We start from the raw sequence: 25,356 nt of genomic DNA, 5'->3' as shown, positions 1-25,356 counted from the left end.
GGGCATCGCTATCCCCAGAAATAAAAAAGGCCGGATTCACCGGCCTTTTGAGATTAACGTGCGATTACTTTTCCTGAAGACCGAGTTTTTTCTCCAGATAGTGGATGTTGGTTCCACCGTGCTGGAAGTGCTCGTCATTCATGATGCGGGTCTGCAGATCGATATTGGTTTTGATACCATCGATAATCAGTTCCTGCAGGGCATTTTTCATACGGGCAATCGCCACGTCGCGGTTTTCACCGTAGCAGATGAGTTTGCCGATCATGGAATCATAGTACGGCGGCACCGTGTAGCCCGCGTAGATATGGGATTCCCAACGAACGCCAAAGCCGCCAGGCGCATGGAAGCGCGTGATTTTGCCTGGGCTTGGCAGGAAGGTGTTCGGATCTTCGGCATTGATACGGCATTCTACCGCATGGCCTCGAACGACAACTTCGTCCTGTGTGATCGACAGCGGCTGACCCGCCGCGATGCGCAACTGCTCTTTGATCAAATCGACGCCGGTAATCATTTCAGTCACCGGGTGTTCAACCTGAATACGGGTGTTCATTTCGATGAAATAGAACTCGCCGTTTTCGAACAGGAATTCGAACGTCCCTGCGCCGCGATAGCCGATGTCTACGCACGCTTTCGCGCAGCGTTCGCCGATATAGCGACGCAGTTCCGGCGTAATGCCTGGCGCCGGGGCTTCTTCAACCACTTTCTGGTGGCGACGCTGCATGGAACAGTCGCGTTCCGCCAGATAGATAGCGTTGCCCTGGCCGTCCGCCAGCACCTGAATTTCGATGTGGCGTGGATTTTCCAGGTATTTTTCCATGTATACCATGTCGTTGCTGAAAGCCGCTTTCGCTTCCGCTTTGGTCATGGAGATGGACTGCGCCAGTTCAGCATCGCTACGAACCACTCGCATACCGCGGCCGCCGCCGCCGCCGGACGCTTTGATGATCACCGGATAGCCAATACGTTTGGCATGAGCGCGGTTCGCATTCATATCGTCGCCCAGCGGGCCGTCAGATCCTGGTACGGTCGGCACGCCCGCTTTTTTCATCGCGGTAATCGCGGACACTTTATCGCCCATCAGGCGGATGGTGTCCGCTTTCGGGCCGATAAAGATAAAGCCGGAGCGTTCAACCTGCTCGGCAAAATTGGCGTTCTCAGAAAGGAAGCCGTAACCCGGGTGGATTGCCACCGCGCCGGTGATTTCAGCGGCGCTAATGATAGCCGGGATGTTCAGATAACTTTTTACGGACGGTGCCGGGCCAATACAGACCGTCTCATCCGCCAGCAATACGTGTTTTAAATCGCGATCCGCGCTTGAGTGCACAGCGACGGTCTTGATGCCGAGTTCTTTACAGGCTCGAAGAATACGTAGTGCGATCTCGCCGCGGTTGGCGATGACAATTTTATCCAACATGTTCGCCTCGTTACTCGATGACGACCAGTGGCTCGTCAAATTCTACCGGTTGACCACTTTCGACCAGAATCGCTTTCACAGTACCTGCTTTGTCAGCTTCGATCTGGTTCATCATTTTCATGGCTTCAACGATGCACAGGGTATCGCCCACGTTCACTTTCTGGCCCACTTCGATGAACGCTTTCGCGTCCGGGCTTGGGGTGCGGTAGAAAGTACCAACCATTGGGGAGCGTACGATGTGACCACTGATTTCCGCTGCGGCAGGCGCTTCCATTGCTGGAGTAGCCGCTGGCGCGACAGCGTTAGACAGAGCGGGTTGCTGCATCATCGGCGCCGCATAAGCCTGCTGCATCACCGGAAAACCGGCGTTTGCCGTTGTGCGGCTGATGCGAACAGATTCTTCGCCTTCAGAAATTTCCAGTTCGGAGATACCTGATTCTTCAACCAGCTCGATCAGTTTTTTAATCTTACGAATATCCATGAGTGGGTTCCGTACTCTTTGTTTAGTGTGATTGTGACAGGCGTTTTAGCGCCGTCTGTAAAGCATGTGAATGACTGCCGCGGGTAAAATACCGCGCATCTTTGATTTGCCTGTTATGCCGTAGCACCCGAAGGTGAAATTCATGATTTGCCAGTCATTGTGTGGCTATCTTCTGCCATTTTCGGGCAAAAAACAAAATATACCTTCATTGCTCGATTGTCACCCTTTCTGCGAACGAAAATCGCCGTTGGGCAATGTAAAGTCGCACATTATAACTATTTCGTCGCAATTGGCAGCTAAATACTGGTCTTATCAGGGAAGATAATCAACCCGAAACATAAAAAGGACATTACCTGTTTTGCGTTTTGCAATCGACCGTACAGTTCACCAAACTAGCGCCACCACTGGCGAAACTTCCGGTAACGCAACGCTAAAAGGGCTAACGCTAATGCCGCGTAGATGACCGGTTGCGGTGATAAAATCTTTACCGACCACAGGTAATGTATGGGAGCCAGGATCGCGACAAGATAGACGACGTTATGCAGTGTTTGCCAGCGTTTGCCCAATTTACGCTGCGCAAATTGCGTTGAGGTCAACGTCAGCGCTAGTAACACCAGCCAGCTAATGACCCCAAGCGTCAAATAAGGGCGTGAAATCAACTCGCTTCCTAACAGCGCTAGGTTATGTATCCCCAGTTCCAGCAAGGCATAGCTGGTTAAATGCAGTGTCGCCCAAACGAAACACCATAATCCTAACAGGCGGCGTGTGCGTATCAATAATGGCTGTTTAGCGTAGCGCGCCAGCGGTGAAACCAGCAAGGTGGCGAGCAAAAATTTGAGCGCGGTTCTACCGGTAAAGTGTTGGATATCCTTTACCGGGTCTGCGCTGAGTCCACCGTGATTTATCGCCCAAAAGAGCCATAGAAGCGGCAAAAAACCGGCAAGATGCAGACAAACTTTTAGCCAGGTTATCTGTTTTACTGTCAGACGCACTTAAAAATTCTCCCGCAAATTGAGACCGCGATACAGCGAAGCGACTTCATTGGCATAGCCGTTAAACAGCAGCGTCGGCTGCCTTTGTACATCGAGGATACCGCCTGAACCAATAAAGCGTTCGGTAGCCTGAGACCAGCGTGGATGATCCACATGCGGGTTCACATTGGCGTAAAAACCATATTCGTTGGGAGCCGACAAATTCCAGGTGGTTGGCGGACGTTCGCGGGTGAGTTTAATGCTGACAATAGATTTAATACCTTTAAAACCATACTTCCATGGAACGATGAGTCGAATAGGCGCGCCGTTTTGCGGGGGTAACGCCTTACCATAGACGCCAACGGTCATCAGAGTCAGCGGATGCATGGCTTCGTCCAGACGTAGCCCTTCGACATAAGGGTATTTCAGTCCGCCGCCAATAAAACGATCTTTCTGTCCTGGCATATCATCCGGCGCGTATAGCGTTTCGAATGCCACATATTTAGCGTGGCTGGTGGGCTGTGCCTGCGCGAGTAGCTTATATAAAGGGAAACCAATCCACGGCACGACCATGGACCACGCTTCGACGCAGCGCATTCGATAGATACGCTCTTCTAATGGGAAACGATGTGTTAAATCGTCATAATCCAGCGTAAATGGCTTCGCGACTTCCCCGCTGATTTTCAACGTCCACGGTTCGGTTTTCAGACTTCCGGCATTGGCCGCCGGGTCGGCTTTATCAAGGCCAAACTCATAGAAATTGTTGTAGCCCGTCACCTTATCTTCCGGCGTTAACGCTAAATCGCTTCGCCAGGCGGCAGGCTGACTAAACTCAAGCGGTTTACCGGCAGGCGCTTTCGGACGATCGTTGCCTTTAAACCAACTGAAGAGATCGGCCTGCGCCGTTGAGGGTAAGGATAAGGCGGCCGCGCTGATGCCTAATGCTTTTAGCACCTGTCGGCGCTGCATAAAAAAAGCCGATTCCGCAGTCACATCGGCTTCTGTTAATGGACGTATCTTTTTCATCACAGACTCCCGGTCTACCCACCACAACATGGCGTGTAGTGAATATGACAGGGAGTGTGTCAATGTGTAAAAATAAATAGTTAATTAAGTGTAAATTTTTTTATACGTGACGTTATTTTATCTTCACCAGCGTACGCCCCTGAACCTGATTATTGATGATGGCATCGGCGAACTTCGGCGCATCCGCCAGCGTAATCTCTGTGGCGGCCTGAGCATAGAACGATTCCGGCAGATCCTTAACCAAACGCGCCCAGGCTTCTGCGCGACGTGCCGGTGGGGTCATCACCGAGTCCACCCCTTGCAAACGCACATTACGCAGAATGAATGGCATAACGGTGGTCGGCAGCGCGAAGCCGCCCGCCAGGCCGCAGGCGGCCACGCAACCGCCATAGTTCATCTGTGCCAGCACTTTCGCCAGCACTTTATCGCCAACGGTATCAATTGCACCGGCCCACAGCTGTTTTTCCAACGGGCGAGATTCAGCAAACTCATCGCGGCTGAGAATACGGTTAGCTCCCAGGCTCTTAAGATAGCCGTGGGTGCTTTCACGTCCTGATACTGCTGCAACCTGATAGCCCAGCTTATGCAGTAATGCAACGGCAGTGCTGCCCACGCCGCCGCTGGCACCGGTGACGACAACCTCACCGTCTTGCGGGCGAATACCTGCATCTTCAAGCGCCATGACGCACAGCATGGCGGTAAAACCGGCGGTGCCGATGATCATGGCGTTACGGCTGCTCAGTCCTGCAGGCAGCGCGGCCAGCCAGTCGCCTTTAACGCGTGCGCGTTCGGCCAGGCCGCCCCAGTGGTTTTCGCCCACGCCCCAGCCAGTCAGTAGTACTTCCTGGCCTGCATGAAAGCGAGGATCTTCGCTTGCGTGAACGGTGCCGGCGAAATCAATACCAGGAATCATCGGAAAATGACGGATAATTTTCCCTTTTCCGGTGATAGCCAGAGCATCTTTATAATTCAGGCTGGACCAGTGGACATCCACCGTCACATCACCTGCCGGCAGTTGACTCTCTTCGAGATGTTGCACGGATGCGAGGGTTTTACCGTCCTGCTGTTCTAAGATCAACGCCTGCATAACCTGTCCTCACTTTACATGGTAGATTGGAAAAATAGCTACGAAGACTATACTCGCTAATTAAAACGTGATGCCGATGCAACGCAATAAATTGCCAGATAGATCTATTTTGGTAGTATGCCTGCTTCATTGCGCGCCGTGGCGAATTCCGCCTTCAGATTCGCTTTTTCATACTGTTTATAACCGTCGGAGTTAACTCAAGGATGCGATTAACGACGAAATTCTCAGCTTTTATCACGCTGCTCACGGGGTTAACGATCTTCGTGACTCTGATAGGTTGTTCGCTAAGCTTTTATAACGCCGTACAGTATAAGTATGTCAGCCGTGTGCAGGCGACGGCGACAGCCATTGATACGCACCTGGTGACCCATGATATTGTCTCGCTGACGCCGCGAATCGACGAACTCATGATCGCTTCCGATATTGTGCGTGTCGATCTGTTGCAGGGGGAGCGCAGCGTCTACAGCCATTCTCGCGCCAGAGGTTATCGGCCAGCCGGCACCAGCGACATGTATCGCGAGCTGGTCGTACCGCTGATAAAACATCCAGGAATGTCGCTACGTCTGGTTTATCAGGACCCGATGGGTAACTATTTTCACTCACTGATCACCACGGCGCCGCTGACGCTGGCGATCGGTTTTATCGTTCTGATTTTGTTTTTATCGGTGCGCTGGCTGCAGCGGCAGCTTTCCGGGCAGGAGCTTCTGGAAATTCGCTCAACGCGTATTCTGAACGGCGAACGCGGGGCGAATGTCCGCGGTTCTGTTTACGAATGGCCAGCGCGCACCAGTAGCGCGCTTGATGTATTGCTTTCCGAAATTCAGTTTGCTCACGAACAGCGTAGTCGCCTGGACACCCTCATTCGCTCCTACGCCGCGCAGGACACCAAAACCGGACTCGGTAACCGACTGTTCTTTGATAACCAACTGGCGACGCTGCTGGAAGATCAGGAAAAAGTGGGAGTGCATGGCGTGGTGATGATGATCCGCTTGCCAGACTTCAATCTTCTGCGCGACAGCCTGGGAGGCAATCAGGCGGAAGAGCAGATGTTTATGCTTATCAATCTGCTATCGACATTTATTATGCGTTACCCAGGCTCGCTGCTGGCGCGTTATCACCGCAGCGACTTTGCCGTGCTGCTACCGCATCGAACGCTGAAAGAAGCGGAAAGTATTGCCGGACAACTTTTAAAAGCTGTCGATGCGCTACCGGCTAACAAAATGCTCGATCGTGACGATATGGTACATATCGGCATTTGCGCCTGGCGCAGCGGACAGTCCACCGAGCAGGTGATGGAACATGCTGAAGCCGCGGCGCGGAATGCCGCCCTGCAGGGGGGAAATAGCTGGGCTATCTACGACGACACTCTGCCGGAAAAAGGGCGCGGCAATGTGCGCTGGCGCACATTGATTGAGCAGATGCTGAACCGGGGCGGACCGCGACTTTATCAAAAACCAGCGGTCACGCGAGAAGGTCGCGTACATCATCGGGAATTGATGTGTCGTATCTATGACGGTAAAGAAGAGGTGAGCTCGGCGGAGTATATGCCGATGGTGCTGCAATTTGGTTTATCGGAAGAGTATGACAGATTACAAATTAGCCGCCTGATTACGTTGCTGGGCTACTGGCCGGATGAAAATCTGGCAATGCAGTTGACGGTTGAGTCGCTGATTCGTCCGCGTTTTCAGCGCTGGTTGCGCGATACGTTAATGCAGTGTGAAAAATCACAGCGAAATCGCATAATTATTGAACTTGCGGAGGCAGATGTTTGTCAACACATCAGCCGGTTACAACCCATCCTTCGCTTAGTCAATGCGCTTGGCGTTCGGGTGGCGGTGACACAGGCGGGTTTGACGCTGGTTAGCACGAGCTGGATTAAAGCGCTCAATGTGGAATTACTCAAGCTGCATCCGAGTCTGGTCAGAAACATTGAGAAGCGAACGGAAAACCAGCTTCTGGTTCAAAGTCTGGTAGAGGCCTGCGCGGGCACGCCTACGCAGGTTTACGCGACGGGCGTCCGTTCGCGCGGCGAGTGGCAGACGCTGACAAAACGCGGCGTGGCTGGCGGGCAGGGTGATTTTTTTGCCTCCTCCCAACTACTTGACACAAACGTGAAAAATATTCGCAAAGATACTCGGTTTAACCTGCCGTTTAATTTGTTTTCACGTAGAATAACGCGCGCTGCGCCTCATGGGGGGGGGCTTGTCTGCTCGCCAGATTGTTGCAGCAAATATGCAGGTGAATGACCTTTGACAGGTTGCAAACGAAGGCGAGGATTGCTGCTGATTTTTTCAGCCCTGAGGGACTCAGGCCGAGATTTGTAACAAAGGAAACGAACTGCACTAATTTTCACCGTAGCAGATGATTTTTGCGCCTTGTCGCTGCTGCGTGTGGTTGGTAAAGTAAGCGGATTTTGTTTTCCGCCCCAGCTTTCAGGATTATCCCTTAGTATGTTGAAAAAATTTCGTGGCATGTTTTCCAATGACCTGTCCATTGACCTGGGTACCGCGAATACCCTCATTTATGTAAAAGGACAAGGCATCGTATTGAATGAGCCTTCCGTTGTGGCCATTCGTCAGGATCGTGCCGGTTCGCCGAAAAGTGTGGCTGCAGTCGGTCATGATGCGAAGCAGATGCTGGGCCGTACTCCGGGCAATATCGCTGCGATCCGTCCGATGAAAGACGGCGTTATCGCTGACTTCTTTGTGACCGAAAAAATGCTCCAGCACTTTATTAAACAAGTGCACAGCAACAGCTTTATGCGCCCAAGCCCGCGCGTACTGGTATGCGTGCCGGTCGGCGCGACGCAGGTAGAACGCCGCGCGATTCGTGAATCCGCTCAGGGCGCAGGCGCCCGTGAAGTCTTTTTGATCGAGGAGCCGATGGCGGCCGCGATCGGCGCAGGTCTGCCAGTTTCTGAAGCAACCGGTTCAATGGTTGTGGATATCGGTGGTGGTACCACTGAAGTTGCCGTGATCTCCCTGAACGGCGTGGTTTACTCTTCTTCTGTCCGTATTGGTGGTGACCGCTTCGACGAAGCCATCATTAATTACGTTCGTCGTAACTACGGTTCTCTGATCGGTGAAGCCACCGCAGAACGTATTAAACACGAAATCGGTTCCGCTTATCCGGGCGACGAAGTCCGCGAGATCGAAGTGCGTGGCCGTAACCTGGCGGAAGGCGTTCCACGCGGCTTTACCCTGAACTCAAACGAGATTCTGGAAGCGTTGCAGGAACCGTTGACCGGTATCGTCAGCGCGGTAATGGTGGCGCTGGAACAGTGTCCGCCGGAGCTGGCGTCAGACATCTCCGAGCGCGGTATGGTGCTCACCGGCGGCGGCGCGCTGTTGCGTAACCTTGACCGTCTGTTAATGGAAGAGACGGGCATTCCTGTCGTGGTTGCTGAAGATCCGCTGACCTGTGTGGCGCGCGGCGGCGGCAAGGCGCTGGAAATGATCGATATGCACGGCGGCGACCTGTTCAGCGAAGAGTAGTTGGATACGGGCAGGATTATCCCTGGATTATCCTGCCTCTCCGACGCGAGAATACGCATAGCCTATGAAGCCAATTTTTAGCCGTGGCCCGTCGCTACAGATTCGCCTTATTCTGGCGGTGCTGGTGGCGCTCGGCGTTATCATTGCCGACAGCCGCCTGGGGACGTTCAGTCAAATCCGAACGTACATGGACACTGCCGTCAGTCCTTTCTATTTTATTTCAAACGGCCCTCGTGAACTGCTCGACAGCGTGTCGCAAACGCTGGCTTCTCGCGACCAGCTTGAGCTGGAAAACCGGGCGCTGCGCCAGGAATTACTGCTAAAAAACAGCGACCTGCTGATGCTGGGGCAGTACAAACAGGAGAACGCGCGGTTGCGCGAGCTGCTGGGGTCGCCGCTGCGTCAGGACGAGCAGAAAATGGTGACGCAGGTTATTTCAACGGTTAACGATCCTTACAGCGATCAGGTCGTTATCGATAAAGGCAGCGTTAATGGCGTATATGAAGGTCAACCGGTCATTAGCGACAAAGGCGTCGTAGGGCAGGTTGTCGCCGTGGCGAAACTGACCAGCCGCGTACTGCTGATTTGCGATGCGACTCATGCGCTGCCGATTCAGGTACTGCGCAATGACATCCGCGTGATTGCCGCCGGTAACGGCTGCACTGACGATCTTCAGCTTGAACATCTGCCCGCCAATACCGATATTCGCGTCGGCGATGTGCTGGTAACGTCCGGACTTGGTGGGCGTTTCCCGGAAGGGTATCCGGTGGCGGTGGTCTCCTCCGTCAAGCTGGACACTCAGCGCGCCTATACCGTCATTCAGGCACGTCCAACCGCGGGTTTGCAGCGTTTACGCTATCTGCTGCTGTTGTGGGGAGCCGATCGTAACGGCGCCAATCCGATGACGCCGGAAGAGGTTCACCGCGTCGCCAATGAGCGCCTGATGCAGATGATGCCGCAGGTGTTGCCTTCTCCGGATGCGATGGGGCCGCCGGCGCCAGTGCCGGACCCGGCGACGGGGATTACTCAGCCATCTGCGGGCCAGACTGCGCCGGTATCAACGCAACCATCGCCTTCGGGCGCGACCACGCCGCCTGCGCGTGCGCCGGGAGGGTAATGGTGGCGAGCTATCGTAGCCAGGGGCGCTGGGTTATCTGGCTCTCGTTTCTTATTGCGCTGTTGCTGCAAATCATGCCCTGGCCGGACGACATCATTGTTTTCCGGCCAAACTGGGTTTTGCTCATCTTACTGTACTGGATTCTGGCCCTGCCGCACCGCGTAAATGTGGGGACGGGATTTGTGATGGGTGTCATACTTGATCTCATCAGCGGTTCCACACTTGGCGTGCGCGCTCTGTCGATGAGTATTGTCGCCTATCTGGTCGCTCTGAAATTCCAGCTCTTCCGTAACCTGGCGCTCTGGCAGCAGGCGCTGGTGGTAATGTTGCTTTCACTGGCCGTGGACATTATTGTTTTCTGGGCCGAGTTTTTAGTGATCAACGTCTCTTTCAGACCGGAAGTGTTCTGGAGTAGTGTAGTCAATGGCGTGCTGTGGCCCTGGCTCTTTTTGCTGATGCGTAAAGTACGCCAGCAGTTTGCTGTGCAATAAAGGTCGATATGACAACTCTGTATCTTGCTTCCGGTTCCCCGCGTCGCCAGGAATTATTGACTCAACTTGGATTTTCATTCGAGCAGGTCGTGCCTGGTATTGAAGAGCAACGGCGTGCTCAGGAAAGCGCGCAGCAGTATGTTGTTCGGCTGGCGCGCGAAAAGGCGCAGGCTGGCGTGGCGCTGGTTCCCCGTGATCTGCCGGTGTTGGGCGCGGATACGATAGTCGTGTTAAACGGCGAGGTGCTGGAAAAGCCGCGCGACGCCGCTCATGCCGCAGAAATGCTGCGTTTGCTTTCCGGAAATACGCATCAGGTGATGACTGCTGTTGCGCTTGCGGACTCGCAGCAGACGCTGGATTGTGTGGTGGTAACGGAGGTGACTTTCCGCACGCTTTCTGCGCAGGATATTACTGGCTATGTCGCCAGCGGCGAGCCTTTAGATAAAGCAGGTGCATACGGTATTCAGGGGCAGGGTGGCTGTTTTGTCAGGAAGATAAATGGCAGCTACCACGCCGTGGTCGGCTTACCGCTGGTTGAAACGTATGAGTTGTTGAGTCATTTTAACGCACTGCGTGATAAAAGGGATAAACATGACGGCTGAATTGTTGGTAAACGTAACGCCATCGGAAACGCGCGTGGCGTACATTGATGGCGGTATTCTTCAGGAAATCCATATTGAGCGCGAAGCGCGACGCGGAATCGTAGGCAATATCTACAAAGGTCGTGTAAGTCGTGTACTTCCAGGTATGCAGGCGGCTTTTGTAGATATTGGGCTGGATAAGGCCGCATTTCTTCACGCTTCCGACATTATGCCGCATACCGAATGCGTGGCGGGCGACGAGCAAAAACAGTTTACCGTGCGCGATATCTCCGAACTGGTGCGTCAGGGACAGGATCTGATGGTGCAGGTAGTGAAAGATCCGCTCGGCACGAAAGGCGCGCGTTTGACCACGGACATCACGTTGCCCTCCCGTTACCTTGTTTTTATGCCCGGCGCGTCACACGTTGGCGTTTCCCAGCGTATCGAAAGCGAAAGTGAACGCGAGCGCCTGAAAAAGGTGGTGGCGGAATACTGCGACGAACAGGGCGGGTTTATTATCCGCACCGCGGCGGAAGGCGTGTGTGAAGAGGATCTCGCGTCTGACGCCGCCTATCTCAAGCGCGTCTGGACGAAAGTCATGGAGCGCAAAAAGCGTCCGCAAACACGCTACCAGATGTATGGCGAACTGGCGCTGGCGCAGCGCGTGCTGCGCGATTTCGCCGATGCGCAGTTGGACCGAATTCGCGTCGACTCACGTCTGACCTATGAGTCGCTGCTGGAGTTTACCGCAGAATACATCCCGGAAATGACCAGTAAGCTGGAGCATTACAGTGGCCATCAGCCGATCTTCGATCTTTATGACGTGGAAAATGAGATCCAGCGCGCGCTGGAGCGTAAGGTTGAACTCAAGTCCGGCGGTTATCTGATTATCGACCAAACCGAAGCGATGACGACGGTAGATATCAATACCGGCGCGTTTGTCGGACACCGTAATCTCGACGACACCATTTTTAATACCAATATTGAAGCGACTCAGGCCATTGCCCGCCAGCTACGCCTGCGTAATCTGGGCGGCATTATCATTATCGATTTTATCGACATGAATAATGAAGATCATCGCCGCCGGGTGCTGCATTCGCTGGAACAGGCGTTAAGTAAGGATCGCGTGAAAACCAGTATTAACGGTTTTTCGCCGCTGGGGCTGGTGGAAATGACCCGTAAACGGACTCGTGAAAGCGTGGAACATGTGCTTTGTAACGAATGTCCAACCTGTCATGGCCGCGGGACGGTAAAAACGGTGGAAACCGTCTGCTATGAGATCATGCGTGAAATTGTACGTGTTCATCACGCTTATGACTCCGATCGCTTCCTGGTTTATGCTTCTCCTGCGGTGGCGGAAGCGCTGAAAGGCGAAGAATCACACGCGCTGGCGGAAGTCGAAATCTTTGTCGGCAAACAGGTTAAAGTTCAGGTCGAACCGCTTTATAACCAGGAGCAGTTTGACGTCGTAATGATGTAAAAGACCGCGACCCGTACGAGCATTTGCAGGCCGGATAAGGCGTTCACGCCGCCGTCCGGCAAAGCAAGGTTGTGAGTCGTATTTTTTGGCAGACAAGGAGAGACGCGTGAGGCGATTGCCGGGGATTTTATTGCTCACTGGAGCCGCGCTCATCGTCATTGCAGCGCTGCTGGTTAGCGGGCTGCGCCTGGCGTTGCCTCATCTTGACGCCTGGCGTCCGGCTATCCTGAATAAAATTGAGTCTGTGACCGGCGTGCCGGTGGCCGCCAGCCAACTCTCCGCAAGCTGGCAAAATTTTGGCCCTACGCTGGAAGCGCATAATATTCATGCCGCCCTGAAAGATGGCGGCGAACTGTCGATAAAACGCGTTACGCTGGCGCTGGACGTCTGGCAAAGCCTGTTGCATATGCGCTGGCAGTTTCGCGACCTGACCTTCTGGCAACTCAATTTCCGCACCAACACGCCTCTTCAAAGCAGCGACGGCGAAGGCATCGAAACCAGCCGTTTAAGCGATCTTTTCCTGCGTCAGTTCGATCATTTCGATCTGCGCGATAGCCAAATCAGTTTTCTGACGCTTTCCGGACAACGCGCGGAGCTGGCGATCCTACAGCTTACCTGGCTAAACGGCAAAGAGCGGCACCGCGCCGAAGGCGAGGTCAGCCTCTCCAGCCTGACCGGGCAGCACGGCGTGATGCAGGTGCGGATGGATTTACGCGATGACGACGGTTTGCTGAATAACGGCAGAGTCTGGTTACAGGCCGACGATATTGACGTCAAGCCGTGGCTGGGCAAATGGATGCAGGATAATGTGGCGCTCCAGACGGCGCGTTTCAGTCTGGAAGGCTGGATGACGCTCAGTAAAGGCGAAATCGCCGGAGGAGACGTCTGGCTGAAACAGGGCGGCGCAAGCTGGCTGGGCGATAACACGACGCACACGCTGTATGTCGATAACCTGACGGCGCAGATTAGCCGCGAGCAGCCGGGCTGGCAGTTTTATATTCCGGACACACGGATTACGCTTGATGGCAAACCCTGGCCGAGCGGAGCCTTAACCGTGGCCTGGCTCCCGCAGCAGGACGTCGGCGGCGAGAATCACACACGTAGCGATGAGCTACGCATTCGCGCCAGTAATCTTGAACTGGCGGGGCTGGAAGCATTACGTCCGCTGGCGGCTAAACTGTCGCCTGTGCTGGGCGAAATATGGCAGGCTACGCAGCCGAGCGGAAAGATCGCCACACTGGCGCTGGATATTCCGCTACAGGCGACCGAAAAAACGCGTTTTCAGGCATCGTGGGAAAATCTTGCCTGGAAACAGTGGAAGCTGTTGCCCGGCGCGGAACATTTTTCCGGTACGCTGGCGGGAAGCGTAGAAGACGGGCAGATGAAGGTTGCGATGCAGCAGGCTAAGATGCCCTATGAAACCGTTTTTCGCGCGCCGCTGGAAATTGAAAATGGCGTCGCGACGCTTAGCTGGTTGAAGAATGAGAACGGCTTTCAGCTTGATGGCCGCGACATTGACGTCAAAGCAAAGGCGGTACATGCGCGCGGCGGGTTCCGCTATCTGCAACCGACGGGCGACGAACCGTGGCTGGGTATTCTGGCCGGAATCAGTACCGACGATGGATCTCAGGCGTGGCGCTATTTTCCGGAAAACCTGATGGGCAAAGCGCTGGTCGATTACCTTAGCGGCGCGATTCAGGGCGGCGAGGCGGATAACGCCACGTTGGTTTACGGTGGTAACCCGCACCTCTTTCCCTATAAGCATAACGAAGGTCAGTTTGAAGTGCTGGTGCCGCTACGCAATGCGACGTTTGCTTTTCAACCCGACTGGCCGGCGCTAAAAAATCTCAACATTGAACTGGATTTCCTGAACGACGGCCTGTGGATGCGTTCGGATAGCGTCGATTTGGGCGGGGTGAAGGCCAGTAAACTCGCGGCGGCGATTCCGGATTATTCCAAAGAGAAACTGCTCATTGATGCCGATATTAACGGGCCGGGAAAAGCCGTTGGGCCTTATTTTGACGAGACTCCGCTAAAAGACTCGCTTGGCTCGACGCTGGCGGAGCTCCAATTAGATGGCGATGTGAATGCTCGCTTACATCTTGATATTCCGCTGGATGGCGAACAGGTTACCGCTGAGGGCGATGTCTCGTTGCGTAACAACAGCCTGTTTATTAAGCCGCTAAACAGCACGCTCAAAAATCTGAACGGTAAATTCAGCTTTGTGAATGGCGCGCTAAAAAGCGGGCCGCTGACGGCAAACTGGTTTAATCAGCCGCTGAACCTGGATTTCAGTACGACGGAAGGGGCAAAAGCCTATCAGGTCGCCGTCAACCTGAACGGTAACTGGCAGCCAACGCGTATGGGCGTCTTACCGCCGCAACTGAATGATGCCCTGAGCGGCAGCGTGACGTGGAATGGTAAAGTCGGCATCGATCTTCCGTATCACGCTGACACCACTTATCACATCGAGCTGAACGGCGATCTGAGAAATGTGAGTAGTCACTTACCTTCTCCGCTAAATAAACCCGCAGGCGAAGCCATTCCGGTGAACATTCAGGCTGACGGCAACCTGAAAAGTTTTGCGCTAACGGGGAGCGCAGGGAGTAAAAATCACTTTAACAGCCGCTGGTTATTAAATCAGAAGCTGACGTTGGATCGGGCTATCTGGACGACGGACAGCCGGACGATTCCACCATTACCTGCTCAACAAGGCGTTGAACTCAATCTGCCGGCGCTGGATGGCGCGCAATGGCTGGCGTTATTCCAGAAAGGCGCGGCGGATAACGTGAGCAGTTCGGCCGAGTTTCCTCAACGCGTCACGTTGCGTACTCCCGCGCTATCGCTGGGCGGCCAGCAGTGGAACAATTTGAGCGTCGTTTCAGCCCCCTCGCTGAACGGAACAAAAATTGAAGCGCAGGGCCGTGAGGTGAACGCCACGCTGCTCATGCGCAACCATGCGCCGTGGCTGGCGAACATTAAGTACCTGTACTACAACCCTGGCGTCGCAAAAACGCACGCCTCGTCACCAACGCCGACATCGCCGTTGGCTTCGGCGAACACGATTAGCTTCCGCGGCTGGCCGGACTTACAGCTTCGCTGCGAAGAGTGCTGGCTGTGGGGGCAAAAATATGGGCGTATTGATGGCGATTTCGCCATCAAAGGCAATACGCTGACTCTGGCGAATGGCCTGATCGATACCGGATTCGCCCGTTTGAAAGCGAACGGCGAGTGGGTGAATGCGCCGGGTAATGAACGAACCTCGCTGAAAGGTAGTCTGCATGGTAGTAACCTCGACACGGCTGCCGGGTTCTTCGGCATCTCGACGCCAATCCAGAACGCGTCTTTTAACGTAGATTACGATCTGCACTGGCGAAACCCGCCCTGGCAACCTGATGAAGCCACGCTCAACGGGATTTTACGTACGCGTCTGGGCAAAGGCGAGTTTACTGATCTCAGTAGCGGCCATGCCGGACAGCTACTGCGGCTGCTCAGTTTTGATGCGTTGCTGCGTAAGCTTCGGTTTGACTTCAGAGATACCTTTAGCGAGGGCTTCTATTTCGACTCTATTCATAGTACCGCGTGGATTAAAGATGGCGTCCTGCATACTGACGATACGCTGGTGGATGGGCTGGAAGCGGATATTGCAATGAAAGGTTCTGTTGATCTGGTGCGTCGTCGTCTTGATATGGAGGCCGTTGTCGCGCCGGAAATTTCCGCCACCGTGGGCGTCGCCGCCGCGTTTGCCGTTAACCCGATTGTCGGCGCGGCGGTATTTGCCGCCAGTAAAGTGTTGGGGCCGCTATGGAGCAAGGTCTCCATTCTGCGTTATCGCATTACCGGCCCGGTCGATGCGCCGCAGATCAACGAAGTTCTGCGCCAACCGAGAAAAGAAAGCCAGCAATGATTTGACGGGGGCGAGGAATTGCCCCACTCTCAGTAAATAGTCATGCCGGACGGCGCTGCGTTTATCCGGTTTGTACAATCTAACAACGTAGTCCGGATAAGGCGTGAACCGCCATCCGGCAGAAATCAACGAGTAGCAAAAACGATGAGTCTGAACCTGGTAAGTGAACAATTGCTAGCGGCGAATGGCCTGAACCATCAGGATCTGTTCGCTATTTTGGGCCAACTGGCCGAACGCCGTCTTGATTATGGCGACCTCTATTTTCAGTCGAGCTATCACGAATCCTGGGTTTTAGAAGACCGCATCATTAAAGATGGCTCATATAATATCGACCAGGGCGTTGGCGTTCGCGCCATTAGCGGCGAAAAAACCGGTTTTGCTTATGCTGACCAGATAAGCCTCCTCGCGCTGGAGCAGAGTGCGCAGGCAGCGCGAACCATTGTACGCGAGAACGGCGAAGGCAAGGTAAAAACGCTCGCCGCCGTAGCGCATCAGCCGCTCTACACCCCCCTTGATCCGCTGCAAAGTATGAGCCGCGAAGAGAAGCTGGATATCCTCAGACGCGTTGATAAAGCGGCGCGAGAAGCCGATAAACGCGTGCAGGAAGTTAACGCCAGCCTGACCGGCGTATATGAATTAATCCTCGTGGCGGCGACCGACGGGACGCTGGCGGCGGATGTCCGTCCACTGGTGCGTTTGTCCGTTAGCGTGCAGGTGGAAGAAGACGGTAAACGCGAGCGCGGCGCCAGCGGCGGCGGCGGTCGCTTTGGTTATGAGTATTTTCTTGCCGATCTCGACGGCGAGATTCGCGCCGACGCGTGGGCGAAAGAAGCGGTACGCATGGCGCTGGTTAATCTCTCCGCGGTCGCTGCGCCAGCGGGGACGTTACCGGTGGTTCTGGGCGCCGGGTGGCCGGGCGTATTGCTGCATGAAGCGGTCGGGCACGGGCTGGAAGGTGATTTCAACCGTCGTGGAACGTCTGTGTTTAGCGGTCAGATCGGCGAGCAGGTTGCCTCCGCGCTTTGCACCGTAGTGGATGACGGCACAATGATGAACCGTCGCGGCTCCGTTGCTATCGATGATGAAGGTACGCCAGGCCAGTACAACGTATTGATTGAAAATGGCGTACTGAAAGGATACATGCAGGACAAGCTGAACGCGCGCCTGATGGGCGCTGCGCCGACCGGTAACGGGCGTCGCGAATCTTATGCGCATCTGCCGATGCCGCGTATGACGAATACCTATATGTTGGCGGGGCAGTCAACGCCGCAGGAAATTATCGAATCCGTTGAGTACGGCATCTATGCGCCTAACTTTGGCGGCGGTCAGGTGGATATCACCTCCGGCAAGTTTGTGTTCTCTACCTCGGAAGCGTATCTGATTGAAAACGGCAAAGTCACGACGCCGGTGAAGGGCGCGACGTTGATTGGATCAGGCATTGAAACGATGCAACAGATCTCCATGGTCGGCAACGACCTTAAGCTGGATAACGGGGTGGGGGTCTGCGGTAAAGAGGGCCAAAGCCTGCCGGTAGGCGTAGGCCAGCCGACGCTGAAAGTCGATAACCTGACGGTTGGCGGCACCGCATAACTGTCCGCCTTATCAGGCCTGTGGTATGTGCCCCCAGGCCTGATAAGCGCAGCGCCACCAGGCAATGTCTGCGTCGGGTGGCATCTGACCTACAATCGTCTTCAGCAATTACCCGGTGTTTTTATTTTTCTTTCCCTCGCCCGTGCATTCCCTGAAACAGGTGTGCGACATCGACAAAATAGTCAGTTAACGCGTTAATCACTACCTGCACTTTAAGCGGCAGCTTATCTTTTTCGGTGTACAGCGCGTACACCGGACGAGGATCGGACTGATAGCGAGGCAGCAGGATCTCCAGATCGCCACGATTGATCTCATCGATCACCCACATCAGCGGCACATAGGCGATTCCGGTTCCGGCGGTCAGCCAGCGTACCAGCGTCATCGGATCGTTAGTGACGAACCGCCCCTGTGGAATCAGTCGGGTAGAAATTCCTTCCGGCGCGATAAGTTCAAACTCATTATCCGGGCGCACGCTATATTCCAGCCAGGAATGGCTACTGAGATCGGCGGGTTTTTCCGGGACGCCGTACTGAGCGAGGTACGGCTTGGCGGCGCACACAACCATCGGCATCGCGCCGAGTCGACGGGAAAACAGGCTGGAGTCTTGCAGCGCGCCCACGCGGATCACCACGTCCAGCCCGTCGGCAATTAAATCCGGGGCCGGAATTCCTGTCACCAGATTGACCGCCAGACCGGGATACTCTTTTAATAATTTTGCGGTAAGCCCGGCCAGCACATTTTGCGCCATGGTTGAAGAACAGCCGATACGCAATGTACCGATAGGCGTGTTATTAAAAGCGTAAAGCTGCTCGTGAACATCCTGCACTTCATGCAGCATACGACGACAGCCCTGATAATAGATTTTTCCAGCCTCGGTGAGCCCAATGCTGCGTGTGCTGCGGTTGAGCAATTTAACCTGAAGCTCATCTTCCAGTTTCGCCACAGTCTGGCTGATGGACGATACGCTCATTTGCAGCTGTCTGGCTGCGGCGGTAAAAGAGCCAAACTCGACAACTTTGGCGAATACCGACATTCGTTTTAATCGTTCCATTATTCACTCTGGCTTAAAAGTGATTTAGATCACATAATATAGATAACAGCATAACAATTACGTTAATATACTATTATTCGAATAAGAGCTATGTCGCTCTCGCCTGGCGTCTCTTGCCCTTCTCTGCGGCGATGTAGCTTAACAAGCTATCGCCTGCTCTCTCTCAGAAATCAAGGTCAACATGAGTCTGTTTCCCGTTATCGTGGTGTTTGGTCTTTCCTTCCCACCGATATTTTTCGAATTGCTTTTGTCACTGGCTATTTTTTGGCTGGTGCGTCGGATGCTTGTGCCGACGGGTATCTATGATTTTGTCTGGCATCCGGCTTTGTTCAATACCGCGCTGTATTGTTGTCTGTTTTATTTAATATCGCGCCTGTTCGTTTGAGGTTGAAGTGAAAACACTAACAAGAAAACTCTCCCGTACGGCCATTACCCTCGTACTGGTTATTCTGGCCTTTATCGCCATTTTCCGCGCCTGGGTGTATTACACCGAATCTCCCTGGACGCGCGACGCGCGTTTTAGCGCCGATGCCGTCGCTATTGCCCCGGATGTCGCGGGCCTGATTACCCATGTAAACGTGCATGATAACCAACTGGTGAAAAAGGATCAGGTCCTGTTTACCATCGATCAGCCACGCTATCAAAAAGCGCTGGCGGAAGCGGAAGCTGATGTAGCCTATTATCAGGTACTGGCGCAGGAAAAACGCCAGGAAGCCGGTCGCCGTAATCGCCTCGGCGTACAGGCGATGTCCCGGGAAGAGATCGATCAGGCGAACAACGTCTTGCAGACGGTACTGCATCAACTGGCTAAAGCCCAGGCGACGCGCGATCTGGCTAAACTCGATCTGGAGCGTACCGTCATTCGCGCGCCTGCCGACGGCTGGGTGACTAACCTTAATGTTTATGCCGGTGAATTTATTACCCGCGGTTCCACAGCCGTCGCCCTGGTGAAAAAGAACTCTTTTTATGTGCAGGCCTATATGGAAGAGACCAAGCTGGAAGGCGTGCGTCCGGGATATCGTGCCGAAATCACGCCGCTTGGCAGCAACCGGGTATTAAAAGGTACCGTCGATAGCGTGGCGGCAGGGGTAACGAATGCCAGCAGTACCAGCGATGCGAAAGGGATGGCGACGATAGACTCTAACCTCGAATGGGTGCGTCTGGCCCAGCGTGTCCCGGTGCGTATCCGGCTCGACGAGCAGCAGGGGAATTTGTGGCCTGCCGGTACGACGGCAACCGTCGTGATCACCGGTAAGCAGGATCGTGACGCAAGCCAGGACTCCTTCTTCCGTAAACTGGCGCACCGGCTGCGCGAATTCGGTTAATCGTCATGGGCATTTTCTCCATTGCCAACCAGCACATTCGTTTTGCGGTAAAGCTGGCGTGCGCCATTGTGCTGGCATTATTTATCGGCTTCCATTTTCAACTGGAGACGCCGCGTTGGGCGGTGCTGACCGCCGCGATCGTGGCGGCAGGCCCGGCATTTGCCGCCGGCGGGGAACCCTATTCCGGCGCTATCCGTTATCGCGGAATGTTGCGTATTATCGGGACGTTTATTGGCTGTATCGCCGCGCTTATCATTATTATCTCTATGATCCGCGCGCCGCTATTGATGATTTTGGTGTGCTGTGTCTGGGCCGGTTTTTGTACCTGGATCTCCTCTTTAGTACGGATCGAAAACTCTTATGCGTGGGGACTGTCAGGTTATACTGCGCTGATCATTGTGATTACCATTCAGACGGAGCCGCTACTCACGCCGCAATTTGCGCTTGAACGCTGTAGCGAAATCGTCATCGGCATTGGCTGCGCTATTTTAGCGGATCTGCTTTTCTCGCCGCGATCGATAAAGCAGGAGGTTGATCGCGAACTGGACAGTTTACTGGTAGCGCAATATCAGCTAATGCAACTTTGTATTAAGCATGGCGACAGCGAAGAAGTCGACAACGCCTGGGGCGATCTGGTGCGACGCACGGCGGCGCTGGAGGGGATGCGAAGTAATCTGAATATGGAATCTTCGCGCTGGGTACGCGCTAACCGCCGCCTGAAAGCGTTGAATACGCTTTCGCTCACGCTGATTACGCAATCCTGTGAAACTTATCTTATTCAAAACACGCGGCCGGAACTGATTACCGATACATTCCGGGAACTGTTCGAGACGCCGGTTGAAACGGTACAGGACGTCCACAGACAGTTAAAACGGATGCGGCGTGTCATTGTCTGGACCGGCGAGCGCGAAACGCCCGTCACGCTTTATAGCTGGGTAGGCGCTGCGACGCGCTATCTATTGCTTAAACGCGGCGTGATCAGTAACACCAAAATCAGCGCGACGGAAGAAGAGATCCTGCAAGGCGAGCCCGTAGTTAAAGTGGAATCCGCTGAACGCCACCATGCGATGGTGAACTTCTGGCGCACCACGCTTTCCTGCATTCTGGGGACATTATTCTGGCTATGGACCGGCTGGACATCGGGTAATGGCGCGATGGTGATGATTGCCGTGGTGACCTCGCTGGCGATGCGTTTACCCAATCCGCGCATGGTCTGCATTGATTTTATTTATGGCACTCTGGCGGCGTTGCCGCTGGGATTGCTCTATTTCCTGGTGATTATTCCCAATACGCAGCAAAGTATGCTGTTGTTATGTTTGAGCCTGGCGGTATTGGGGTTCTTTATCGGCATTGAGGTCCAGAAACGGCGTCTGGGGTCAATGGGGGCGCTGGCCAGTACGATTAACATTATTGTGTTGGATAATCCGATGACGTTCCATTTCAGCCAGTTCCTCGATAGCGCGTTGGGGCAAATAGTCGGCTGTATGCTGGCGTTTATCGTCATCCTGCTGGTGCGTGATAAATCCAAAGATCGAACCGGTCGCGTGCTGCTTAATCAGTTTGTTTCCGCTGCGGTCTCGGCAATGACGACTAACGTGGTACGTCGTAAAGAAAACCGTCTGCCTGCGTTATATCAGCAACTCTTTTTGCTGATGAATAAATTCCCAGGCGATTTGCCGAAGTTTCGCCTGGCGCTAACGATGATCATTGCTCATCAACGTCTGCGCGACGCGCCGATACCGGTTAATGAAGACCTGTCAGTGTTCCACCGCCAGCTTCGTCGTACCGCAGACCATGTTATTTCCGCCGGAAGCGATGATAAACGGCGACGCTACTTTGGTCAGTTGCTGGATGAGCTGGATATCTATCAGGAGAAATTACGTATCTGGGAGGCGCCGCCGCAGGTGACGGAACCGGTTAAACGCCTGACGGGCATGTTACATAAATACCAGAACGCGCTTACCGATAGCTAACCCACAAGAACCGATGCCAAAAGCGTCGGTTTTTTTATGACTATACTTATTTGAGATACAAAAACAGCGCAAGAGTGCTCCGGGGCTAAAAGCGTTTCTGGAAGTGAAACCTCTGCATAATGATGCTTAGTAGTAAAACAGACAATTGTCTGTCGGGGATGGTGGCTGGCTATGAATGTCTATACTTTTGATTTTAATGATATTAAAAACCAAAGCGATTTTTATCGCGAGTTTACGCAGACGTTTGGTCTTGCCAGTGAGAAAGTAAGCGATCTTGATACATTATGGGATGCGGTAATGAGCGATATCTTACCCCTACCGCTAGAGATTGAGTTCGTTCACCTGCCTGATAAACTGCGCAGGCGCTACGGGGCGCTGATTTTACTCTTTGATGAAGCGGAAGAAGAGCTGGAGGGGCGGCTACGGTTTAATGTCCGGCATTGAAAAAGCATAAAAAAGCCCCCGACAGGCGGGGGCAAGTCGTCGGGTTAGACGACGAGGGTTTACTTATACAACTCGGCGGTGGCGTGCCAGTTATCACCTTCTTTTAATTCGATGATGCGATAGCTATTAGCGCCTGCTTTTTCGGCTTTAGCGACGATCTCCTGGCGCATATCCATTGGCGTACTGCCAATCTGCGAGACGGAAATGGTGCCTATCGGTTGCAGATTCTGCGCCTGTTCCGCGTTGACCTGGTGTACTGCGGCATTTGCGCCGAAAGAGAGCAGAGTGGCCAGGCCGAGTGATGCGATAATGTATTTCGTTTTCATGGTCTTTTATTCCTTTATAGGGTCAACCTCGCGGATTAATGGGCTTTTCTTATGCGATATCTCCGCGAAGTAACGACACGTTATATGCGATGGCAGATGAATTTTATTTGTACAGTTCGGCAGTGGCATGCCAGTTGCTGCCGCTACGCGCTTCGGTAATGTGGTAGGCCGTAGCGCCTTGTTCATCCGCTTTTTTGCTCAGCATGGCGTTCATATCCATAGGCGATGAGCCGATAGCGCTGACTGAAACCGATCCGATTGCTTCACGGTTTTGCGCTTGCTCTGCGCTGATAGGTTCTGCGGCGAAAGCGCCAAAAGAGAGAACGGACAGAATACTTAATGTTGCAACAGTGGTTTTGATTTTCATGATTTTTACCTCGTCGAATTCCTTTACTGGGGTCTTTGTTTCGTGACTCTCATCACAAAATTAAGTATACACTAATCACGTGATTAATTAATACCACGCTAATTGTTTCTGCTTTTTAAAGACATTAAAAATTTTATTTTTTATAACGTTATGGAATTAAAATTGCTGTTTTTCGCCGCTGCTGTTTAAAAAATAAAAGAAAATCAATCGGTTAAAAAATTTGACATTTTGTGCGTTTTTTTGATTTGTCATTCATGTGGTGAATGTTTAAGGGCATGATTTGCCAAATGATAGCTGTACAGGAAAGCGGCGAGGGGAGAGGACAAAAAGGTGCCTCCGCCGTACGACGACGGAGGAAGTGGGACTAAAGCTCTTGTTCAAAAAGTTCCAGAATGGCTTCGTACAGATCTCTTACGGAAAAGCCGCTGGCAGGCGTAGTGAAGATAGTATCGTCGCCGGCAATCGTGCCGAGAATACCTTCTGCTTTCCCCAGTGAATCCAGCAGGCGCGCGATGAGTTGTGCCGCGCCGGGGCTGGTATGAATCACCACGACAGCGTCGTTATAGTCGATATCCAGCACCAGATTTTTCAACGGACTGGATGTTGTTGGGACGCCCAGTTCAGCCGAAAGACAGTACACCATTTCCATTTTTGCGTTACGTGTACGCACTGCGCCGAACTTAGTCAACATGCGCGAGACCTTGGACTGATTGATATTTTCAAAGCCCTGATCCTGCAACGCGAGGACGATTTCGCCCTGTGAGCTGAATTTTTCTTCTTTGAGGAGCGCTTTAAACGCTCTTACTAGTTCTTCTTGTTTAGCCGAGCTTCGCATAAGTCACCCGTAATATGGCAGTAGAAACAACATTATTGTGCATACAGATGAATTTTTATGCAAACAGTCTGCCTTGTTTAAGGCTGAAATAATGTTATGAAAGAGCGGAATTTTATCAAATTTCGTTATCAAGAAACATGCCTGTGTCACGCCTCGCAAATAAGATTAAAAGTAAATTAATTGTTATCAAAATGATGTTGTTTTGAGAGGATAGTAGGGTATATTGTCACCACCTGTAGGAACGTTGCTCTCTGGTTGCAGTCGATCCGGATTACGCAAATTAAATGCATAAAAGCCAAAATTGCGCGACTCCGCATTCTTGATGAGTGAGGATTGTAATCATTGAATTTGTGAATTAAGGTCGCCGCCGCGGAGCAATAGACACTTAGCTAATCATATAATAAGGAGTTTAGGATGAAAGTCGCAGTCCTCGGCGCTGCTGGTGGTATCGGTCAGGCGCTGGCATTACTTTTAAAAAACCAACTGCCTTCAGGTTCAGAACTCTCCCTGTACGACATCGCTCCAGTGACTCCCGGTGTGGCCGTTGATTTGAGCCACATCCCCACCGCTGTAAAAATCAAAGGTTTCTCCGGTGAAGACGCAACCCCGGCGCTTGAAGGCGCTGACGTAGTACTGATTTCTGCGGGTGTGGCGCGTAAGCCGGGTATGGACCGTTCCGACCTGTTTAACGTTAACGCTGGCATCGTGAAAAACCTGGTGCAGCAGATCGCTAAAACCTGCCCGAAAGCGTGCGTGGGCATTATCACCAACCCGGTGAACACCACCGTTGCGATTGCGGCGGAAGTGCTGAAAAAAGCAGGCGTATACGACAAAAACAAACTGTTTGGCGTTACCACGCTGGATATCATCCGCTCTAATACCTTTGTCGCAGAGCTGAAAGGTAAGCTGCCAACGGAAGTTGAAGTTCCGGTGATTGGCGGACACTCCGGCGTGACGATTCTGCCGCTGCTGTCGCAGATTCCAGGCGTAAGTTTTACCGAACAAGAAGCGGCCGAGCTGACTAAACGTATTCAGAACGCCGGTACTGAAGTCGTCGAGGCGAAAGCCGGCGGCGGATCGGCAACCCTCTCTATGGGCCAGGCTGCCGCGCGTTTCGGTCTTTCTCTGGTTCGCGCTCTGCAGGGCGAAAAAGGCGTGGTGGAATGCGCCTATGTGGAAGGCGACGGTCAGTATGCCCGTTTCTTCTCTCAGCCGCTGCTGCTGGGTAAAAACGGTGTAGAAGAGCGTAAATCCATCGGCACACTGAGCGCTTTCGAGCAACATTCGCTGGACGCTATGCTGGATACGCTGAAAAAAGATATTCAGTTGGGTGAAGATTTTATTAATAAATAAGCTGTTCCTGCCCGATGCCGGGGCTTTTGCTCCGGCTTCTTTG

Annotated in this window: 21 protein-coding genes and 1 pseudogene; 13 read left to right on the top strand and 9 right to left on the bottom strand. The window is 53.3% G+C overall.

Going from position 1 to position 25,356, the window contains the following annotated elements; translation table 11 throughout:
• Positions 1–64: 64 nt before the first annotated feature.
• The 5 genes from accC to ACFK9X_RS21390 all read right to left on the bottom strand — a co-directional run bounded on the left by accC (position 65) and on the right by ACFK9X_RS21390 (position 4,979).
• Positions 65–1,414, bottom strand: a complete 1,350-nt coding sequence (gene accC, locus ACFK9X_RS21410) for an acetyl-CoA carboxylase biotin carboxylase subunit (protein ID WP_000884627.1) — start codon at positions 1,412–1,414, stop codon at positions 65–67.
• A gap of 10 nt (positions 1,415–1,424) precedes the next feature.
• On the bottom strand, positions 1,425–1,895 hold the full coding sequence (gene accB / locus ACFK9X_RS21405) for an acetyl-CoA carboxylase biotin carboxyl carrier protein (protein WP_000354626.1): 471 nt from the start codon (positions 1,893–1,895) through the stop codon (positions 1,425–1,427).
• 392 nt (positions 1,896–2,287) lie between these two features.
• On the bottom strand, positions 2,288–2,887 hold the full coding sequence (gene msrQ / locus ACFK9X_RS21400; RefSeq protein WP_001241497.1) for a protein-methionine-sulfoxide reductase heme-binding subunit MsrQ: 600 nt from the start codon (positions 2,885–2,887) through the stop codon (positions 2,288–2,290).
• Positions 2,888–3,892, bottom strand: coding sequence for a protein-methionine-sulfoxide reductase catalytic subunit MsrP (gene msrP / locus ACFK9X_RS21395; RefSeq protein WP_000723876.1), 1,005 nt, complete (start codon positions 3,890–3,892; stop codon positions 2,888–2,890).
• 112 nt (positions 3,893–4,004) lie between these two features.
• The gene (locus ACFK9X_RS21390; protein WP_151117650.1) at positions 4,005–4,979 is read right to left on the bottom strand and encodes an MDR family oxidoreductase; all 975 of its coding nucleotides are present in this window, start codon (positions 4,977–4,979) and stop codon (positions 4,005–4,007) included.
• 203 nt (positions 4,980–5,182) lie between these two features.
• On the opposite strand from ACFK9X_RS21390, the pseudogene csrD reads away from it, so the two are divergent.
• The 8 genes and pseudogenes from csrD (at position 5,183) to tldD (ending at position 17,639) form a co-directional block, all read left to right on the top strand.
• Positions 5,183–7,122, top strand: a pseudogene (csrD, locus tag ACFK9X_RS21385) (RNase E specificity factor CsrD).
• A 307-nt stretch (positions 7,123–7,429) separates the two neighbouring features.
• Complete coding sequence (gene mreB, locus ACFK9X_RS21380) at positions 7,430–8,473, top strand: rod shape-determining protein MreB (protein WP_000913396.1); 1,044 nt, start codon at positions 7,430–7,432, stop codon at positions 8,471–8,473.
• A gap of 64 nt (positions 8,474–8,537) precedes the next feature.
• Complete coding sequence (mreC, locus tag ACFK9X_RS21375; protein WP_000802538.1) at positions 8,538–9,590, top strand: rod shape-determining protein MreC; 1,053 nt, start codon at positions 8,538–8,540, stop codon at positions 9,588–9,590.
• Positions 9,591–9,592: 2 nt separating this feature from the next.
• Positions 9,593–10,081 carry a rod shape-determining protein MreD gene (mreD, locus tag ACFK9X_RS21370; protein ID WP_161126833.1) on the top strand — a complete coding sequence of 163 codons (489 nt, stop codon included), beginning with the start codon at positions 9,593–9,595 and terminating at the stop codon, positions 10,079–10,081.
• An 8-nt stretch (positions 10,082–10,089) separates the two neighbouring features.
• Entirely contained in the window at positions 10,090–10,683 is a 594-nt protein-coding gene (locus ACFK9X_RS21365; protein ID WP_000210307.1) for a nucleoside triphosphate pyrophosphatase, read from the top strand.
• A complete protein-coding gene (gene rng, locus ACFK9X_RS21360) occupies positions 10,673–12,142 on the top strand; it encodes a ribonuclease G (protein ID WP_000123188.1) in 1,470 nt (489 codons plus the stop codon). The genes ACFK9X_RS21365 and rng overlap by 11 nt, the downstream gene beginning before the upstream one ends.
• A gap of 106 nt (positions 12,143–12,248) precedes the next feature.
• Positions 12,249–16,049 (top strand): AsmA2 domain-containing protein YhdP, encoded by a 3,801-nt coding sequence (gene yhdP, locus ACFK9X_RS21355; RefSeq protein ID WP_151117643.1) that lies wholly within the window; start codon positions 12,249–12,251, stop codon positions 16,047–16,049.
• A 144-nt stretch (positions 16,050–16,193) separates the two neighbouring features.
• Positions 16,194–17,639, top strand: a complete 1,446-nt coding sequence (gene tldD, locus ACFK9X_RS21350; protein ID WP_151117641.1) for a metalloprotease TldD — start codon at positions 16,194–16,196, stop codon at positions 17,637–17,639.
• A gap of 121 nt (positions 17,640–17,760) precedes the next feature.
• Here the strand turns inward: tldD and aaeR are convergent, their stop codons facing one another.
• On the bottom strand, positions 17,761–18,690 hold the full coding sequence (gene aaeR, locus ACFK9X_RS21345) for an HTH-type transcriptional activator AaeR (RefSeq protein WP_000440300.1): 930 nt from the start codon (positions 18,688–18,690) through the stop codon (positions 17,761–17,763).
• 181 nt (positions 18,691–18,871) lie between these two features.
• Between aaeR and aaeX the strand changes: the two genes are divergently transcribed.
• The 4 genes from aaeX to ACFK9X_RS21325 all read left to right on the top strand — a co-directional run bounded on the left by aaeX (position 18,872) and on the right by ACFK9X_RS21325 (position 22,432).
• A complete protein-coding gene (aaeX, locus tag ACFK9X_RS21340; RefSeq protein WP_000051840.1) occupies positions 18,872–19,075 on the top strand; it encodes a p-hydroxybenzoic acid efflux pump operon protein AaeX in 204 nt (67 codons plus the stop codon).
• A 7-nt stretch (positions 19,076–19,082) separates the two neighbouring features.
• Positions 19,083–20,015 (top strand): p-hydroxybenzoic acid efflux pump subunit AaeA, encoded by a 933-nt coding sequence (aaeA, locus tag ACFK9X_RS21335; protein ID WP_151117638.1) that lies wholly within the window; start codon positions 19,083–19,085, stop codon positions 20,013–20,015.
• Between the two features lie 5 nt (positions 20,016–20,020).
• Entirely contained in the window at positions 20,021–21,988 is a 1,968-nt protein-coding gene (gene aaeB, locus ACFK9X_RS21330; RefSeq protein ID WP_000510913.1) for a p-hydroxybenzoic acid efflux pump subunit AaeB, read from the top strand.
• A gap of 171 nt (positions 21,989–22,159) precedes the next feature.
• Entirely contained in the window at positions 22,160–22,432 is a 273-nt protein-coding gene (locus ACFK9X_RS21325) for a hypothetical protein (RefSeq protein ID WP_001103887.1), read from the top strand.
• 59 nt (positions 22,433–22,491) lie between these two features.
• On the opposite strand, the gene yhcN-B is transcribed toward ACFK9X_RS21325, so the two are convergent.
• The 3 genes from yhcN-B to argR all read right to left on the bottom strand — a co-directional run bounded on the left by yhcN-B (position 22,492) and on the right by argR (position 23,960).
• On the bottom strand, positions 22,492–22,758 hold the full coding sequence (gene yhcN-B / locus ACFK9X_RS21320) for a DUF1471 family stress response protein YhcN-B (RefSeq protein WP_079960379.1): 267 nt from the start codon (positions 22,756–22,758) through the stop codon (positions 22,492–22,494).
• Positions 22,759–22,861: 103 nt separating this feature from the next.
• Positions 22,862–23,125 carry a peroxide/acid stress response protein YhcN gene (gene yhcN / locus ACFK9X_RS21315; protein WP_000695693.1) on the bottom strand — a complete coding sequence of 88 codons (264 nt, stop codon included), beginning with the start codon at positions 23,123–23,125 and terminating at the stop codon, positions 22,862–22,864.
• 364 nt (positions 23,126–23,489) lie between these two features.
• Positions 23,490–23,960 (bottom strand): transcriptional regulator ArgR, encoded by a 471-nt coding sequence (gene argR / locus ACFK9X_RS21310; protein ID WP_147120847.1) that lies wholly within the window; start codon positions 23,958–23,960, stop codon positions 23,490–23,492.
• A 414-nt stretch (positions 23,961–24,374) separates the two neighbouring features.
• Between argR and mdh the strand changes: the two genes are divergently transcribed.
• Entirely contained in the window at positions 24,375–25,313 is a 939-nt protein-coding gene (mdh, locus tag ACFK9X_RS21305) for a malate dehydrogenase (RefSeq protein WP_000861586.1), read from the top strand.
• Positions 25,314–25,356: the final 43 nt, after the last annotated feature.

The organism is Salmonella sp. WC3, assembly GCF_042932255.1.
In the GTDB taxonomy this organism is placed as follows: domain Bacteria; phylum Pseudomonadota; class Gammaproteobacteria; order Enterobacterales; family Enterobacteriaceae; genus Salmonella; species Salmonella enterica.
This window is presented reverse-complemented; position numbering and strand designations above follow the sequence as displayed.